13 protein-coding genes are annotated in these 17,866 nt (G+C 58.2%); 8 read left to right on the forward strand and 5 right to left on the reverse strand.

Annotated features, from left to right (window positions below; genetic code table 11):
* Window positions 1–86 precede the first annotated feature (86 nt).
* On the forward strand, window positions 87–932 hold the full coding sequence (locus B7O88_RS03085; RefSeq protein WP_088273712.1) for a class I SAM-dependent methyltransferase: 846 nt from the start codon (window positions 87–89) through the stop codon (window positions 930–932).
* On the opposite strand, the gene B7O88_RS03090 is transcribed toward B7O88_RS03085, so the two are convergent.
* On the reverse strand, window positions 933–1,892 hold the full coding sequence (locus B7O88_RS03090) for a helix-turn-helix transcriptional regulator (protein ID WP_160003133.1): 960 nt from the start codon (window positions 1,890–1,892) through the stop codon (window positions 933–935).
* 541 nt (window positions 1,893–2,433) lie between these two features.
* Here B7O88_RS03090 and B7O88_RS03095 point away from each other — a divergent pair.
* Together B7O88_RS03095 and B7O88_RS03100 are read left to right on the forward strand one after the other, a co-directional pair.
* Entirely contained in the window at window positions 2,434–4,242 is a 1,809-nt protein-coding gene (locus B7O88_RS03095) for a DUF1302 domain-containing protein (protein WP_088273714.1), read from the forward strand.
* 30 nt (window positions 4,243–4,272) lie between these two features.
* On the forward strand, window positions 4,273–5,637 hold the full coding sequence (locus tag B7O88_RS03100; protein ID WP_088273933.1) for a DUF1329 domain-containing protein: 1,365 nt from the start codon (window positions 4,273–4,275) through the stop codon (window positions 5,635–5,637).
* A 199-nt stretch (window positions 5,638–5,836) separates the two neighbouring features.
* On the opposite strand, the gene B7O88_RS03105 is transcribed toward B7O88_RS03100, so the two are convergent.
* Complete coding sequence (locus B7O88_RS03105) at window positions 5,837–6,880, reverse strand: helix-turn-helix domain-containing protein (protein ID WP_088273715.1); 1,044 nt, start codon at window positions 6,878–6,880, stop codon at window positions 5,837–5,839.
* Between the two features lie 261 nt (window positions 6,881–7,141).
* Between B7O88_RS03105 and B7O88_RS03110 the strand changes: the two genes are divergently transcribed.
* The 4 genes from B7O88_RS03110 to B7O88_RS03125 all read left to right on the forward strand — a co-directional run bounded on the left by B7O88_RS03110 (window position 7,142) and on the right by B7O88_RS03125 (window position 13,248).
* Window positions 7,142–8,869 carry a DUF1302 domain-containing protein gene (locus tag B7O88_RS03110; RefSeq protein WP_088273716.1) on the forward strand — a complete coding sequence of 576 codons (1,728 nt, stop codon included), beginning with the start codon at window positions 7,142–7,144 and terminating at the stop codon, window positions 8,867–8,869.
* 35 nt (window positions 8,870–8,904) lie between these two features.
* On the forward strand, window positions 8,905–10,269 hold the full coding sequence (locus B7O88_RS03115; protein ID WP_088273934.1) for a DUF1329 domain-containing protein: 1,365 nt from the start codon (window positions 8,905–8,907) through the stop codon (window positions 10,267–10,269).
* Between the two features lie 148 nt (window positions 10,270–10,417).
* The gene (locus B7O88_RS03120) at window positions 10,418–11,740 is read left to right on the forward strand and encodes a DEAD/DEAH box helicase (RefSeq protein ID WP_088273717.1); all 1,323 of its coding nucleotides are present in this window, start codon (window positions 10,418–10,420) and stop codon (window positions 11,738–11,740) included.
* Between the two features lie 443 nt (window positions 11,741–12,183).
* Complete coding sequence (locus B7O88_RS03125; RefSeq protein ID WP_088273718.1) at window positions 12,184–13,248, forward strand: 3-deoxy-7-phosphoheptulonate synthase; 1,065 nt, start codon at window positions 12,184–12,186, stop codon at window positions 13,246–13,248.
* An 84-nt stretch (window positions 13,249–13,332) separates the two neighbouring features.
* Here the strand turns inward: B7O88_RS03125 and B7O88_RS03130 are convergent, their stop codons facing one another.
* The 3 genes from B7O88_RS03130 to B7O88_RS03140 all read right to left on the reverse strand — a co-directional run bounded on the left by B7O88_RS03130 (window position 13,333) and on the right by B7O88_RS03140 (window position 16,355).
* Window positions 13,333–14,517: a multidrug effflux MFS transporter gene (locus tag B7O88_RS03130; protein ID WP_088273719.1), complete on the reverse strand. Its 1,185-nt coding sequence runs from the start codon at window positions 14,515–14,517 to the stop codon at window positions 13,333–13,335.
* Entirely contained in the window at window positions 14,514–15,332 is an 819-nt protein-coding gene (locus tag B7O88_RS03135; protein WP_088273720.1) for an alpha/beta hydrolase, read from the reverse strand. Before B7O88_RS03135 ends, B7O88_RS03130 begins: the two co-directional genes overlap by 4 nt.
* A gap of 93 nt (window positions 15,333–15,425) precedes the next feature.
* On the reverse strand, window positions 15,426–16,355 hold the full coding sequence (locus B7O88_RS03140; protein ID WP_088273721.1) for a LysR family transcriptional regulator: 930 nt from the start codon (window positions 16,353–16,355) through the stop codon (window positions 15,426–15,428).
* Between the two features lie 128 nt (window positions 16,356–16,483).
* On the opposite strand from B7O88_RS03140, the gene aptA reads away from it, so the two are divergent.
* Window positions 16,484–17,824: an omega-aminotransferase AptA gene (gene aptA, locus B7O88_RS03145; RefSeq protein WP_088273722.1), complete on the forward strand. Its 1,341-nt coding sequence runs from the start codon at window positions 16,484–16,486 to the stop codon at window positions 17,822–17,824.
* The last annotated feature ends 42 nt before the right edge of the window (window positions 17,825–17,866 follow it).

Consider the following 17,866-nt stretch of genomic DNA (forward strand, 5'->3'; position numbering starts at 1 on the left):
GCGCATCTGTTACAGGGCTGAACTATGCCCACTGATCTCAGTCTCTTATTCACGCTTCTATAAAATCCGCTTACAGAGGGGGAATCATGCGAAAACTAGCTTATGCCTTGCTGCTAAGTGCCGCCACTGTTCAGGCTCAGCCGCCGACAGGGACAACTCCGCCACAGCTTGACCAGACGCAGGTGGAAGCGATTCGTGCTGCCGTTGGCAACAATGGTCGTACCATCACCAATGTTACGCGCGACGCCTATCGTAACCCCGAGCAAACCCTGACCTTTTTCGGCGTGACCCCCGAGCAGACTGTAGTGGAAGTCTGGCCCGGCGGTGGCTGGTACACCGAAGTGTTGGCGCCGCTTCTGCGTGACAAGGGGAAGCTGATTGCCGCGCATTTTGACCCGGAGAGTGACGTCGGCTTTTTCCGGCGTTCCCGTGCCGAGTTCGAGGCGAAGCTGGCAGAGCATCCTGAGCGTTACGACCGGGTGCAACTCGCCTCCCTGAATTACGACCCTGACCTGGCCATTTCCGAACCGGGTAGTGCGGACCGGGTGCTGACTTTTCGCAACGTGCATAACTGGCTCGCTGCGGGAGAAAGCGAGGCCAAGGTGATGTTTGAAAAATTTTTTGCTGTACTCAAGCCGGGCGGTTTGCTTGGGCTCGTAGAGCATCGCGCGAAGGTAAATACTAGTTTGGAGCAGATGGTTGATTCCGGCTACGTGACCGAAAAAAAGGTACGCGAGTTGGCAGCCAACGCCGGTTTTGAACTCCTCTCTGTTAGCCCGGTAAACCAGAATCCGCGGGATACTGCTGATCATCCGGAGGGAGTCTGGACTCTGCCGCCCACCCTTCGGCTTGGTAACGAGCAGCGTGCGCACTACCTGGCCACGGGAGAAAGCGATCGCATGACACTACTTTTTATCAAGCCGGAAGCCTGATCAGCGTTTGCTCAGAGCCCGTCGATAGGCAGTTGGGCTCATGTCGGTCCAGCGGCGGAAGGCGCGGGTAAAGCTGCTGGGGTCCAGAAAGCCCAGCTCGTAGGCAATGCTGGTAAGCGAAAGCTGGCCGTCGCTGATCATGCGGAGGGCAGCTTCGCGGCGCACGTCGTCGGCCAGTTGCTCGTAGCTGGTCCCTTCCTGGCTGAGCTTTCTGCGCAGATGGCGCGGACTGATGTTGAGCGGCGCAGCTACCCGTTCAGCGCTGATGTCGCCTGAGCCGAGTAGCAGATGGATACGACGCTTGACCTGTTCGCTCAGCGCGTGGCTGGGCAGCACAGCCTGCATCGCTTCCAGGGTCTCGATCAGCCTCGGCAGGATGAAGGGGCTGGAGGTGGCGAGTGGCTTGTGCATCAGGCGGCGATCCAGAACCAGTCGGTAGTCGTCACCGAACTCTACTGTGTTGCGGGAAAACAGGCGCCGCTGGCCCTCCGGGTCTTCATCTGCGCGCACCAGCTGCAGCTTGCGCACCAGGCCCTGGTCATCCAGATCCAGGCGATTGAAATAGCGGGCCAGATAGCCGATCACCGCTTCCACGTGCTGCTGGTGGGGGCTGCCAATCGGGCGCAGTGTCAGCGCAATGCCTTCGTCATCGGGTTCGCACATCAGTTTCAGCTGAATGCTGAACAGGCTGAAGAAACGGGTCAGCAATGTCAGTGCCGCTTCGATATGCTCGCTGGCCGCTGCTGCCAGGGCGAGGGTGGCGAATGGTGTTGGCACAAACACCCGATGCATGCGCAAGGCGAAGTGGGGATCTTCCGAGACTTTCAGGGCTTCGCTCCAGCCGTGGGAACAAAGTGCCTGATCGACGAACTGAGGTTGGCCTACTGGAAGCGTTATCCAGGGAGCCAGCTGGCTGGAGCTGCCCAGTGAGACGCCATACTGTTTCAGTGCCTGTTCCATGGCGCGCAACCAGAAAGCACTTTCGCGCACCCGCGCGAAGGAATCTGAGCTTGAGTATTCGAGCATCGAGACGCTGATCCATTCTTGTTGTGACAAAACAGCATTTTGTCTTTATCGCCGGGCAGTATAGCGATAAATCCGAGCGGGAAAAGCCTGTGCGCAGTTCCGCAGAGCAAAATTATGTTGCAGTTAATGTATTGGCTGCGTTGTTGGCTTTTTTTCTTGGTGATGTATTGCTTTGTGTCTGCCAGGCTGGGTGGGGTTTGGCGAAATTGTCGCGAAAGGCTGCTTGAGGATGACAAGATTCCCTTTAATTAGGGAGCTTCAGAGTATTTAGAGGCGTTGCCAGGCCCGGGCGGAAGCCTGATACAGCGACATCTGCTCATGCTTATAGTGTCAATTCATCAAATGAATGTCCTTTCCGGTCAAGTATGTTGGCCGTATGGGGCAAGTCTTTCGTGCTGGCCTCGTGACAGACTGCGGGAGCCTTGAACACGCACAGGTCGTGCGTGAGTTCATGTCACCCAAACGGAGCAGCACAATGACAAAAAAAATGCATTGCTGGTCTCTTGCCGCATTGCCTCTGGCGATTGGCATGGCCACTTTCTCGGGCGCTGCAAACGCAGTCGCTTTCAATATCGGTGAAGTCGAAGCCCAACTGGACTCTCAGCTGTCCGTGGGTGTGAGCGTTTCGACTCAGAACGCTGATAAGCGCTTTATCTCTGTAAATAACGGTGGTGAAGCAGCAGCGCGGACTTCTGACGATGGTCGCCAGAACTACGGTTCCGGTGATGCTTTCTCCAAAATTTTCCGCGGTGTTCACGACCTTGAGCTGCGCTACGGCGACTCCGGCGCATTCTTCCGTGGTAAGTATTGGTACGATTTTGAAACCAAGGATGGCCACCAGAGCTTCTATGATATCGACGATTCAAGTCGTGATCCGCTTCAGAAAGCTTCCGGCGTAGCGCTGCTCGACGCGTTCATCTATCACAACTACTTTATCGGCAACAATCCCGGCAATATCCGCCTCGGCCGTCAGGTTGTAAGCTGGGGTGAGTCCACCTTTATTCAGAACTCCATCAACTCCATCAACCCGATTGACGTTGCCGCTCTGCGCCGTCCGGGAGCTGAGTTGAAGGAAGGGCTGCTGCCGGTCGAGATGCTTTATCTGTCTCAGGGCTTGACCGAAAACCTGAGCATGGAAGCTTTCTATCAGCTCAAGTGGGCTCCGACCGTTCTCGACAACTGTGGCACCTTCTTTGGTTCGGATACCTTGGCGAAGGGCTGTATTGATCGCTTGGTCTTCAACGGAACAGACTTCCCGCAGGGTGAACAGCCTAATTTCACCTACATCGCCCGCAGCGAGAAGGATCGTGAGGCGAAGGACGAGGGGCAGTTCGGCGTTGCGTTCCGCTGGTTTGTACCTGAGCTGAACGACTCTGAGTTCGGTTTCTACGCTATGAACTATCATAGCCGCTCTCCGATTTACTCCAACATTGCTGGCGATCTGGCTGGTCCGTTCAACAATGGAATTCCGACACCTGGTCTTGATGGAACACTCGGTGCTGCCGGATATTTCTTTGAATATCCCGAAGATATTCGTCTGTACGGCGTGAGCTTCCAGACCAGCGTGGCTGGTGCGTCAGTGGGTGGTGAAATCAGCTACCGTCCCAATATGCCGATGCAGATCAACACAGGTGATATGAGCCGTACAGCGCTGCAGCTGGGTGCCGACAATACTCACCGCGATTACGCGGATGTTGCTCCGGGAACCTACATTCCAGGCTATCAGCGTAAAGAGTTCTGGCAGGCTCAGGTCAGCGTAATTCAGTTCTTTGATCGTGTCCTGGGCGCAAGTCGTCTGGCTCTGGTCGGCGAAGCCGGCGTCAACTATATCGGTGGTCTGGGTGACGTGAAGTTTGGTCGTGACTCGCTGTTTGGTCAAAGCCCATTCGTCGATGGCGATACCGGTCTGGGCGCTTTGCCGGCCGGCCAGTGTTCCTCCAACGAGGGTACTGCTGCACCGGGTCGATCCCCGAATGCGGCAAGCTGGTGTGAGAACGATGGTTTCTACACCTCCTGGTCTTCTGGTTACCGCATCCGCGCGTCGCTGGACTACAGCAACGTTATCGCCGGTATCAACCTGAGCCCGAATGTGTCCTGGTCGCACGACGTTGAAGGCTATGGCCCGAACTTCACTGAAGACGCCAAGGCTATCAGCGTTGGGCTGAATGCGGACTACGGTAACAAGTACAACGCCAGCATCAGCTACACCGACTTCTTCGACGGCAAGTACAACACCGCCGTTGACCGTGACTTTGCGTCCGTCAGCTTCAGCGTAAGCTTCTAATACGGACCACAGGAGAGTAACACTATGCGTATGCAACAAACTCTGATGGGTGTCGGCGGTCTGGCACTCAGCCTGATGGCCTCAAGCGTCATGGCCCAATCCTTGACCCAGGCTGAAATTGATCAGCTGGGTACTTCCCTGACGCCGATCGGTGCAGAGAAGGCTGGTAATGCTTCCGGGACTATCCCGGCCTGGACAGGTGGTCTGCCGACAGATGCCGGTCAGTCCTTGCCGAACAACTTCCTGGAGAATCCGTTCAAGGGCGAGCAGCCCGAGTTTGTGATCACTGCCCAGAACCTGGAACAGTACAAGGCCAACCTGACTCCCGGTCAGATCGCCCTGTTCGAGCGCTACCCGGAAACCTTCCGTATGCCGGTGTACAAGAGCCAGCGTACCGTCGCGTTCCCGCAATCTGTTTACGACCAGGTCAAGGCAACTGCCGGTCAGGCCAAACTGGTCAATGGCGGCGATGGTATCTCCAACTTCGCTCATGGCTCCTTCGCGTTCCCGATTCCGAAGTCCGGTGCTGAAGTGGTTTGGAACCACAACACCCGCTATCGCCTGAACGTGCACCGCTGGTACATGCAGGCAATGCCGCAGACCAACGGCTCCTTCACCCTGATCAAGATGGAAGAGGAAGTCGGTTATCCGGAGCAGATGTCCGATGTTGATGCATCGACCATGCCGAACACTCTGCTGTTCTTCAAGCAGCGTGTAAATGCGCCGGCCCGTCTGGCAGGTAACGTACTGCTGGTTCACGACAGCCTGGATCAACTGAAAGAGCCGCGCATGGCGTGGGTGTACAACGCCGGTCAGCGCCGTGTACGTCGTGCTCCGCAGGTTGCCTACGATGGCCCGGGTACCGCCTCTGACGGCATGCGTACTTCTGACAACTTCTCCATGTATAACGGTGCACCTGACCGTTACGACTGGACCCTGGTTGGCAAGAAGGAAATTTACATTCCGTACAACAGTGGCAAGCTGACCGAGCCGGGCGTTCAATACGCTGATGTTCTGCAGGCTGGTCACATCAATCCGGATCACACCCGGTTTGAGCTGCACCGCGTATGGGAAGTGCAGGGTAACGTCAAGCAGGGTCAGCGTCACATTTACGCTCAGCGTAACTTCTTTGTTGACGAAGACTCCTGGATGATCAGCATGGCTGATCATTACGATGGTCGCGGCACGCTGTGGCGCGTGGGTGAAGGCCACCTCGGCTTCAACTACCAGCAGAAGATCCCGGGTTATGCACTCGAGACCCTGTACGACCTGCTGGCAGGCCGCTACATTGCTCTGGGTATGTACACCGAAGAGAACTCTGCACCGCAGTACGACTTCGACCCGAGCTACAACCAGTTCACTCCGGCAGCACTGCGTGCATCCGGCGTTCGCTGAGTTGAGCTGATCGCAGTACAGGAAGGGAGCCGCAAGGCTCCCTTTTTTGTTTATGGGGCTGGAGCTGAGTCGGGAATGTGGCGGGTGCCCGGCAGGATGGCCGGGTGAGTGCAGCTCCTGCGTAGGGACGCGACATGTCGCGTCCGTCAACGCTGGCTAGCTCGTCATGCCAAGCCCTGATGCAGGCCTGGGGTCGGTGTCAGGAGGGTACGGCGCTTTGCTTTGCCTGGCTGCGAAAGCTGGTTGGGCTCATGCCTGTCCAGCGTCGGAATGCGCGGGTAAAACTGCTGGGGTCAAGAAAGCCCAGTTCGAAGGCAATACGGCCCAGGTTCAGTTTCCCTTCCTTTATAAGGCGAATGGCAAGCTCCATTCGAACCTCATCCAGCAATTTCTCGTAGGTGGTTCGCGTCTCGCTGAGTTTGCGGCGAAGGTGCCTCGGGCTCATGTTGAATGGTGTTGCCACCAGTTCTTCAGATACCTCCCGTTCAGACACCAGAACCCGGATGCGCTGTTTGACCTGTTCCGCAAAGTCGAGGTTGGGCAGGTCGCTGAGCATGTCTTCCAGGGACGCGTCCAGGCGCTTGCGCAGGAAGGCATCGGCATTGGGCAGGGGCGTGCGCAGCAGGCTCCGGTTAAGGCGGAATGACATGCGCTTGGCGCCGAGGCGAACCCGGTTGCCGAGCAGTGTCTCGCACAGGTCCCGGTTGCGTTCGTGCTCGCCAGTGAGGCGGCTTTCCAGCATCAGCGAGGCCCGTCCGATGCCGAGCCCTTCCCAGATCTTGTTGCATTGGCTCATCACCGCTTCCATATGCAGTGGATGCGGGTTGCCGCGCGGCTGGAAGTACAACGTGAGGTACTGATCATCCTCTACCGAGTAGAGTTGAACCTGGCTGCTGAAAATCGGCATGAAGCGGATCAGGCGCTGAATGGCTTCGCCCAGTGTTTCGCTGGAGGCGGCGGAAAGCGCCAGCAGGGAGAGGGTGTTGGACTGATAGTGGCGGCCCATACGCAGGCCGAAGCACTCATCCTGGGACAGCTTGGCCGCAGCGTTCCAGAGACGGTTCATATCGCTCTGGCTGATGTGCATCTGGCTGAGGTCTGAAGGCTTGCAATGCTGGCGCAGGTCAGCGGGCAGGTCGCGGACTGTTTTGCCGTACAGTTCGAGCCCCTGGGCAATCCCCTGTGCCCAGAAGCAGCGTTCGTGCACGCGCTCCGAGGAAAGAGCATGGTTCTGTGAAGTCATGGGCTTTGGCGCCTGAATTTTATTATTTTGATCGACTGCAACTGGCGTTAACAATAAAACACAAAGTCCTATTGTGCAAAATTATGCAACGGATAATTGCGGGCTTTGGATCAAGGGTATTCAGCACGTGAATGTCCCTAGCGGCCAAAAAACTCGTCCGAATCGGCCAAATCGCGTTCCGATCTCGTGACAGACTTGGTTCCGGTGCTAGACGGCTCGCGTCGTCTTGAACCCATGATTCAAATCTAACGGAGCAGCACAATGACAAAAAAAATGCATGCTTGGTCGCTTGCCGCATTGCCGCTGGCAATCGGTCTGGCCAGTTTCTCTGGATCGGCTGGGGCAGTTAACTTCAATATCGGTGACGTGGAAGCGCAGCTGGATTCGCAGGTGTCGGTGGGTATGAGTGTGTCTACTCAGAACGCTGATAAGCGCTTTATCCATACCGGTTCGGGTGGCGAGGCAGCTGCAAGGACATCTGATGATGGTCGCTTGAATTACAGCTCCGGGGACGTTTTCTCCAAAATTTTCCGCGGTGTACACGACCTCGAGCTTCGCTACGGCGATTCTGGTGCATTTATTCGCGGTAAGTACTGGTACGATTTTGCGACCAAAGACGGCCACCAGAACTACTACGATATTGACGACTCTGGCCGTCCGCCGCTGGTCAAGGGTGCAGGCGTTGCGTTGCTGGATGCCTTCGTCTACCACAACTATTTTATCGGTAATAATCCCGGCAACATCCGTTTGGGTCGTCAGGTAGTGAGCTGGGGTGAGTCTACCTTTATCGGTAACTCCATCAACTCCATCAACCCGATTGACGTGGCTGCTTTCCGTCGCCCGGGCGCTGAAATCAAGGAAGGTCTGCTGCCGGTCGAGATGCTGTATATCTCTCAGGGCCTCACTGATAATCTCAGCATGGAGGCATTTTATCAGCTCAAGTGGCATCCCTCTGCGATTGATAACTGCGGTACCTTCTTTGGTTCAGATACTCTTGCGACGGGTTGCGTAGACCGCCTGGTGGTCGGCGGTGCCGACGCTCCTCAAGGTGATCCCAGCCTTGATGGCCGAGTGATATACCGAGATCGTAAGGACGAAGAAGCTAAAGATGAGGGCCAGTTCGGTGTTGCATTCCGCTGGTTTGTGCCAGAGTTGAATGACTCCGAGTTTGGCTTCTACGCTATGAACTACCATAGTCGTACGCCTATCTACAGCAACAAAATTGGTGCTGGAGCTGGTTTGGGTGGCCTGACTGGCGGTGCCGGCTACTTCTTTGAGTATCCTGAAGACATTCGCCTCTACGGTCTGAGCTTCCAGACAAGCGTTGCGGGTACATCACTGGGTGGTGAAATCAGCTACCGTCCCAATATGCCAATGCAGATCACCACCGGTAACATGAGCGTATCTGCTCTCCAGGGGAATCCTGCGGTTGTCGGTCGTGACAGCTTCGAAGGGAATGTCAACCCCGGCTACGATCGCAAGGGTTTCTATCAAGCACAAGTGACAGCGATCAAATTCATTGAACGCGTGCTGGGTGCCAGTCGTCTTGCTCTGGTTGGTGAGGTCGGATTCAACCATATCGAAGGCATTGATCACGAAAATGGCGGCACCTTCTACGGTCGTGATTCTCTTTTTGGCATGAGCCCTCAGGCTAATGGTACCTGCCCTGTTACCAGCGCAACAAACAATTGGTGTGAAACTGACGGTTTTTACACTAGTAACTCTTGGGGCTATCGCCTTCGCGCCTCTCTGGACTACTCCAACGTGTTTGCTGGTATCAACCTGAGTCCGAGTCTGTCCTGGTCGCATGACGTAGAGGGTTATGGTCCGAACTTTAGTGAAGACGGCAAGGCTGTCAGCGTCGGTTTGACCGCAGATTATGCGAACAAGTACAGCGCTAACATTAGCTACACCGACTTCTTCGACGGTAAGTACAACACTAACGTTGACCGTGACTTCGCGGCCGTCAGCTTCAGCGTAAGCTTCTGATCAGACAGGCCATAAGGAGAAATAACAATATGCGTATGCAACAAACTCTGATGGGTGTCGGCGGTCTGGCCCTGAGCCTGATGGCATCCTCTGTAATGGCGCAAACCTTGACCCAGGCTGAAATCGATCAGCTGGGTACTTCCCTGACACCGATCGGTGCAGAGAAGGCCGGCAATGCTGCGGGCACCATTCCGGAATGGACCGGTGGTCTGCCGCGTGATGCCGGTAAGGAACTGGAAGATCACTTCTACGAGAACCCCTTCGCTGGTGAGCAGCCGGAGTTCGTGATCACCGCTCAGAACTACCAGCAGTACAAGGACAATCTGACCCCGGGTCAGGTCGCCATGTTCGAGCGTTATCCTGAAACCTTCCGTATGCCGGTCTACCAGAGCAAGCGTACTGTCGGCTATCCGCAGTCTGTCTACGATCAGGTCAAGGCAACTGCCGGTCAGGCCAAGCTGGTCAACGGCGGTGACGGCATCTCCAACTTCAGCCACGGAACCTTTGCGTTCCCGATTCCGAAGTCCGGTGCCGAGGTTGTCTGGAACCACAACACCCGCTATCGCGTAAACGCTCATCGCTGGTACATGCAGGCCATGCCGCAAACCAACGGATCCTTCACGCTGATCAAGCTGGAAGAGGAAGTGGGTTACCCGCAGCTGATGCCTGACGTCGACGAGTCGACCATGCCGAACACCCTGTTGTTCTTCAAGCAGCGTGTGAATGCTCCGGCCCGTCTGGCAGGTAACGTACTGCTGGTTCACGATAGCCTGGATCAGTTGAAAGAGCCGCGTATGGCGTGGGTATACAACGCCGGTCAGCGCCGTGTACGTCGTGCTCCGCAGGTTGCCTACGACGGCCCGGGTACCGCGTCTGACGGTATGCGTACTTCTGACAACTTCGCCATGTATAACGGTGCACCTGACCGTTATGACTGGACCCTGGTTGGCAAGAAGGAAATCTACATTCCGTACAACAGCGGCAAGCTGACCGAGCGTGGCACCCAGTACGCCGACGTTCTGCAAGCTGGTCACGTCAACCCGGAATTCACCCGTTTCGAGCTGCACCGCGTATGGGAAGTTCAGGGCAACGTCAAGGCAGGTCAGCGTCACATTTACGCTCAGCGTAATTTCTTTGTTGACGAAGACTCCTGGATGATCACCCTGGCCGATCACTACGATGGTCGCGGTACTCTGTGGCGTGTAGGTGAAGGTCACCTGTCCTTCAACTACGACTACCAGATCCCGGGTTACTCGCTGGAAACGCTGTATGACCTGCTGGCAGGTCGTTACATCGCACTGGGTATGTACACGGAAGAGGTCTCCGCTCCAGACCTGACCTATGTACCGACCTACAATCAGTTCACACCGGCTGCCCTGCGTGCTTCGGGTATCCGTTAAGTTCTGATGCTGCTGTAAACGTTTGGGTTTGAGGGGATATCTTCGGATATCCCCTTTTTTTGTCTCCGGTTCGCTCCCGACAGGGAGCTTCGTCCTTCACTCTGCTAAACTTCGGCTTTGTTAATTCCCGAACTTCAGAGTGACTTCATTGTTCAGCCAATTTGATCTGCACGAGCGTCTGCTCAAGGCGCTTGCCGAGCTTTCCTTTCAGCAACCTACCGAGGTTCAGGCTGCAGCTATTCCGCCTGCCATTGAAGGCAAGGACCTTTATGTCATCGCCCAGACCGGCAGCGGCAAGACGGCCGCGTTCGTGCTGCCCATGCTGCAACGCCTGCTGGCAGACGAAAGCAAGCCGCTCGCGCCCCGCGCTCTGATCCTGGTGCCCACGCGCGAACTGGCCCGTCAGGTCTCGAAGGATTTTGCTGCGCTGGCCAGGTTCACCTTTATCAAGGCTGAGCAGGTTACCGGCGGCGAAGATTTCCGCGTCCAGGCGGCGCGTCTGCGCAAGAATCCGGACATTGTGGTGGCCACTCCGGGACGCGCGCTCGAGCAACTGACAGCGGGCAATCTAGATCTGGGCAGTGTGCAGACTCTGGTGCTGGATGAAGCGGACCGCATGCTGGATATGGGCTTTGCCGAGGATGTGGGCAAGTTGGCTGACGCCTGCCCGGGCGAGCGCCAGACCATGCTGTTTTCCGCCACCAAGGGTAATCGCGGTCTGCAGCGCATGATCGACTCGGTTCTTTCCGAGCCGCAGATTCTTGAGCTGAACTCCGTACGCGACGACACGCCGAGTATCACTCAGCAAGTTATTCCTGCGGACGACAACGCCCACAAGGAAGCCATGCTCAAGTGGCTGTTGCAGAATCAGGGCGACGGCAAGACCATCGTCTTCACCAATACCCGGGTCATGGCGGATCGCCTGAACGGAGTGCTGCGGGCACTGGACCTGCGCGTCTACGTGCTGCATGGCGAAAAGGATCAGAAAGATCGCTATCTGGCGGTGGAGCGCTTCAAGCAAAGCGCCAACGGTATTCTGGTGGCGACTGACGTTGCTGCCCGTGGTCTGGATATCGTTGAGCTGGATCGGGTCATCAACTTTGACATGCCGCGCAGTGGCGACGACTACCTGCACCGGGTTGGCCGCACCGGCCGTGCGGGTGCCGAAGGTCTGGCTATTTCGCTGGTCAGCCCGCACGAGTGGAACCTGATGTCGAGCATCGAGCGCTACCTGCGCCGCCAGTTCGAGCGTCGTCTGCTGGCTGAAGTGCCCGGCAGTTTCAAGGGGCCTAAAAAGGTCAAGTCTTCGGGCAAGCCGGTTGGCAGCAAGAAAAAGAAAGACGGTAAAAAGGATGGCAAGAAGGCGGCGCCAAAGTCGAAGAAGCCGAGGGCGGGCAAGCGTCCATCACGTCCGCCGACAGGGCAGGTAGTGACGTCGTCTGACGGTCTGGCACCGCCTAAACGTCGATGATTGAAGGCAGAAGGGGGTTGCGCCCTGCGCAACTCATCCGTTAGAGTCAGGTTATTGTTTAAAGGTAATCAAGCCATGACACACCGTTCCGCCCAGATTGTTGTCGCCAGCGCCCTGCGCGCTGTCGCTGCTGCGCGCGTGGCGGTTGGTTACTTTTATTTTGGGTATTGGTTTAGCCAAAGGCGCGCCTGATACCCCACAGGCGCCCTGAATTGACGGGTCGCCACCAGAGAATCAAGAAACCCCGGTCGGCTACCCGACCGGGGTTTTTTATTTGGCTTTGCAGATTTGAGGAATGACCATGTACGCACAACGCTCTTACAACCCGCGCTTTTACTGCAGCTGGCGATTTTGCTTCGGCACCCTGACCTCACGACATTCACTCGATCGAACACCAAGATAGCGTCGCGGCGGCAAGACCGCCCCGGCTAAGGAAGCAAAAGATGACTGCCACTGTAACCGCACTTGCCAGCGCTGCTCCGACCACCAAGAGTGCCGCCCGCCGCACTCAGACCCTGCCGACACCGGCTCAGCTGCGCGAACGCCTGCCACTGAGCGACGCTCAGGCCGAGGCCATTGATGCTCAGCGCCAGGCTGTTCGTGACATCCTTGATGGCAAGGATGACCGTCTGCTGGTGATTACCGGCCCGTGTTCCCTGCATGACCCCGACGCCGCGCTTGAATACGCCGAGCGACTGGCCCAGTTGCAGCGTCGTGTTGCTGATCGCCTGCTGCTGGTCATGCGTGCCTACGTCGAAAAACCGCGTACCACGGTTGGCTGGAAGGGCATGCTCTACGATCCGCAGCTCGACGGCAGCGGTGACATGGCGGCCGGTCTGGCGCTTTCCAGACGCACCATGCTGGCAATCAGTGAGCTGGGTCTGCCGATTGCAACCGAGCTGCTGCAACCGCTGGCCGCCAGCTACCTTGATGACCTGCTCAGCTGGGGTTGCGTTGGTGCGCGTACCAGCGAGTCGCAGATTCACCGGGAGATGGTCAGCGGGTTACACCTGCCGGTTGGCTTCAAGAACGGGACCGACGGCAGTGTGGCGGTTGCCTGTGATGCCATGCGATCCGCCCGGCATCCGCATCAGCATTTCGGCATGGACATGCATGGCCGGCCGGCGCTGGTTGAAACGACCGGCAATGCGGATACGCATATTGTGCTGCGTGGCGGTCATGGCGGCCCGAATTACCAGGCCGAAGCCGTAGCGAGGGTGCGAGCAGAGCTCGAGCGCCTGGGCATGCCGGCCTCGCTGGTGGTCGATTGCAGTCACGCCAACAGCGGCAAGGACCCGCTGCGTCAGCCAGAGGTACTGGCTGATGTGGTTGCCCAGCGCGCTGCGGGCGACCTCAGCCTGCGTGGCGTGATGCTGGAAAGCCATCTGTTTGACGGTTGTCAGGCACTGTCCGGTGAGCTGCGTTACGGCGTATCCATCACCGATGGTTGTCTGGGTTGGGAGGCTACCGAGCAGGCTTTGCTTGCTGCTGCCGATCGACTTCGCTGAGCCGGCCGCCAGCTGACGCAGGTTAAACCGGGGGCGGCCGAGCAAGCGTCACCAGGAACCGACGGTGGCGTTTGCCCAGGTGCCTCATGCCATTTGTGGCTCGCTGTGTGCGGAACACAGCAAGAATCCACCCAGCGAGCACAGCGCGGCTGCGCTCAGCAGCAGGCCCAGCGTCAGTGACGGTGGCTGGGCAACGGCACTGACCAGGCCGGTGCCGATGGCGGCGACGGTCATTTGCAGAAAGCCCAATAACGATGATGCCAGCCCCGCCTGCTCGGCGAAGGGTTGCAGGGTTACTGCGGTGCCCAGCGGGTTGATCACGCCCATACCGGCCAGAAACAGACAGATTGCCAGACTGAATTGCAGCAGATCCTGGCTTTCATGCAGCAGTACCTGCGACACACCACCTGACAGCGCAAGCAGACTGCCAATAATCACCACTGGAATGGCGCCCCATCGCTGGGCCAGTCGCGGAGCCAGTATTCCCGCGCTGAAAACCACCAATACCGTCGCGGCAAAGAACAAACCGAGCTGCAGGCTGCTGTAGCCCATCCCGCGTATCATGATCGTTGGTGCAGATGCAAAGAACGCATAAAGCCCGCCGATTACCAGACTGACCGACAGCGCCGGCAGAGCGAATCGGCGGTCGCCAAGCAACTGCATATAGGCCTTTGCTGTACCGGCTACAGTCATCTTCAAGCGTGCTGAAGGCGCACGGGTTTCATCCAGCAACAGGCTGTAGCTCAGGATCAGCGCCGAACCCGCTGCGGCGACCAGTACAAAGCTGGTGCGCCAGCCAAACTGACTGTCTATCAAGCTACCTATCAAGGGCGAGAAGCCCGGTGCGGCGGCCATGGCAACCATGATGAAAGCCAAGGCCTTTGCCAGCAGCGGGCCGTCATACAGGTCGCGTGCCACCGCTCGCGCCAGTACCGATGCAGCGCACACACCGGCTGCCTGAATCACCCTGGCGGCCACCATGGTGCTCAGGTCGGTTGCGCCAGCGCCGAGCAGGCTGCCAAGCACAAACAGCGTCAGACCACCGAGAATCAGCGGCCGACGACCGTAGCGGTCGGAAAGCGGCCCTACCAGCAGTTGTCCGACAGCAAACACCAGAAAGAAGCTGCTCAACGTCAGCGCCATGTCGGCCGGGGCGGCATTCAGCGATGCGGCCATCGCCGGGAAGGAGGGCAGAATGATGGTGGTCGACAGTGTGCCGACAGCCGCCAGCCCGGATAGCAGTACCAGCGTGCGGGTCGAGGTGCTCATGCCTGGTCTCCGGCTTTGTGGGTGCCGCTCAGCAGAGCGCAGCTGCGTGAAATCACCTGCGGGTCGGTCAGGATTCTGCGGTGCCCCAGACCTTCCAGCTCGACCAGTTCGGAGTCGGCCCAATGGCGGTGCAGGTCAGCCGATGCGGCGAATGGCACCACACGGTCGGTCGGGTCGTGCATGATCAGCGCCGGGTGCCGCAGCCCGTGCTTGAGCGCCGGCAGGTCCATCTCCGCCGGCGGTATGCCGATATGCTGCTCCACCCACGTGCTGAATTCGCGCTGCTCTTCGGCTGTAAGTCCATGCCCCAACGCCTGCAATTGCAGCATGGGGCTGAGCGAGGAAGGGCCACATAGGTGTACGCTGGCGTTGACCCTCAGCCCGTGGTCAAACGCCCAAAGGCTGGCTGCCGACCCCAGCGAGTGAGCAATCACGCCGTGGATTGGGCCAAGGTGTTCTGCCAGTGCGGCCAGAGCGCGTCCGGCGTGCACCGGGCTGCTGAGACTTCCACCAGAATCACCATGCGCTGGCAGGTCGAAGAGGGTGACTGCGAAGCCAGCGCGCAGCAGCGGCTCGACAAAGGCCGCCAGGTGTGAGCCGCGGCTGTCCCAGCCGTGTACCAGCAGCACGCGCGGGCCGAGACCCATGTTCCAGACGGAGATGTCGCCATCAGCGTAGGGGAAGGTGCTGTGCTGAGCCTGGGAGAGAAGCGCGCGCTCCAGGCTGCTTGCCTGTATGCGCTGCGGCACGCTGAATGCGCGACAGGCACTATCGATCGCAGAGGATGGTGCGGTGCTGGCATGAGAGCTGTTCATGGCGGGACTCCTTTTTAAATTACGACTTTAATCTAAATTAAATGTCGGCCATCATCTTAAAGGAGTCAAGCTTTTTCGCCGTCTCGGAAATGGTCAGCTGGAGATAGGAGTGCCTGCCAGCGCCTCGAGGAAGCTTTCCAGTACCAGATGGGGGCGTCTGCCCTTGCGAGTGACTGCAGACAGCACCAGGTCGTAGTGATAGCGAGTGGGATCAAGTGCGCGCATGCGCCCGCTGGCAACCCATTGGGCCGCATAGTGGTCCGGCAGATAGCCGATGTAATGCCCGGTCAGCAGCAGGAATGCAATGCCCTCGCGGTCGGAGGCTGTGGCGGTACAGCGCAGGGCCTGAAACTGTTGCTGAACCTCAGCCGGTACGCGAAAGCTGGGAGAGATGGCATCGTGGCGGCGCAGTTCTTCCAGTGTCAGCTTGCTGTCCTCCAGTGCAAACAGGGGATGGCCGGCAGCGCAATAGAGTTCGGCGCGCTCGCTGTACAGCGGCTGGTACTCAAGCCCTGACAGCGCGCCGACCTGGGGAATCACGCCAACGTGCAGGCGACCGTCCAGTACACCTTGTTCGACCTGGCCCGGAGCGGACATGCTGATCTGTATGCGCACGTCCGGCCCTCGGGTTTTCAAACGTGCCAGCGCATCGGTGACCCGCATGTGCGGCATGGTGACAAGGTTGTCGGTCAGGCCGATGTTCAGTTCGCCGCGCAGGTGCTGGTGCAGACCATTGACCTCGGTACGGAAGTTTTCCACCGCCGAGAACAATTGCAGTGCAGCCTGATAGACCTCGCGGCCGTCCTCGGTCATGGCAAAGCCCGCGCGCCCGCGCTGGCACAGGCGCAGGCCCAGACGTTGCTCCAGGTCGCTCATCTGCTGGCTGATCGCCGAGCGGCCGATACCCAGCACGCTTTCGGCGACCGAAAAGCCGCCGCATTCGACGACCGTGCGAAACACACGCAGCAGGCGCAAATCAATATCCGAAAGCTGTGCAAGGGGGGCAGGGCGGCGGGATTTCATTGTTTAGTTATTTCCAAACTGAAGATATGAAAAGTCATGTTTTATCATACCTTTTGCTGTGGCACCGTATAGCCATTGAAAACACCGGCGTAGACGCGCCTTTTGCCGACTTTTCGTGAGGCACCAGCATGCAAGACCAAAGCACCCAACAGCTCGCCGGCCAGCTCAAGCTGGATGCGCACTGGATGCCGTTTTCGGCCAACCGCAACTTCCATCGTGACCCGCGCCTGATCGTTGCTGCGAAAGGCAGCTGGCTGACCGATGCCGACGGACGGCAAGTCTACGACAGCCTGTCTGGCCTCTGGACCTGCGGTGCTGGACACTCGCGCAGCGAGATCCAGCAGGCGGTCGCCCAACAGTTGGGGACGATGGATTACTCACCGGGTTTCCAGTTTGGCCACCCGATGTCGTTCCAGCTCGCTGAACAGATTGCTGCCAAACTGCCGGGTGACTTGAATCATGTGTTCTTTACCAACTCCGGGTCCGAGTGTGCCGATACGGCGGTAAAAATGGCGCGTGCCTACTGGCGCTTGAAGGGCCAGCCGAACAAGGCGCGGATGATTGGTCGCGCCCGTGGCTACCATGGCGTGAACATCGCCGGCACCAGTCTGGGCGGCATTGGTGGTAATCGCAAAATGTTCGGTCAGTTGATGGAGGCCGATCATCTGCCGCATACCCTGCAGCCGGGGATGGCGTTTACCCGCGGAATGGCCGAGACCGGCGGTGTCGAGCTGGCCAACGAGATGCTCAAGCTGATTGAGCTGCATGACGCCTCCAATATCGCGGCGGTCATCGTTGAGCCGATGTCAGGCTCGGCGGGTGCCATCGTACCGCCCAAGGGCTACCTGCAGCGTCTGCGCGAAATTTGCGATCAGCATGACATTCTGCTGATTTTTGACGAGGTCATCACCGGTTTTGGTCGCCTCGGTTGCTGGACCGGCGCCGAGTACTTTGGCGTCACCCCGGACATCATGAACCTGGCCAAGCAGATCACCAACGGTGCCATTCCAATGGGGGCGGTGGTTGCAACCAGCGAGATCTACAACACCTTCATGCAACAGAATGCCCCGGAGCACGCGGTCGAGTTCGGTCACGGCTACACCTATTCGGCGCATCCGGTGGCCTGCGCTGCCGGTCTGGCCACCCTGAAACTGCTTGAAGACGACGCGCTGGTGCAACAGGCTGCCGAGCTGGCACCACACTTCGAGCGCACATTGCACGGCCTGCAGGGCGCGAACCACGTACTGGATATCCGTAATTGCGGACTGGCGGGAGCCATTCAGCTGGCACCGCGCGGCACTGATCCGATCATTCGCCCCTTTGAAGCCGGTATGGCGCTCTGGAAGGCAGGCTTTTATGTTCGCTTTGGTGGCGATACCCTGCAGTTTGGACCGACTTTCAATGCGCGGCCTGAGGATCTGGACCGCCTGTTTGATGCCGTGGGCAGCGTGCTGAGCACGCTTGACTGACTTTTTCGGCTGCCTGCACAGCGGGCAACGCCATGTTTCCCA

The sequence above is a fragment of the Halopseudomonas aestusnigri genome (assembly GCF_002197985.1).
In the GTDB taxonomy this organism is placed as follows: Bacteria; Pseudomonadota; Gammaproteobacteria; order Pseudomonadales; family Pseudomonadaceae; genus Halopseudomonas; species Halopseudomonas aestusnigri.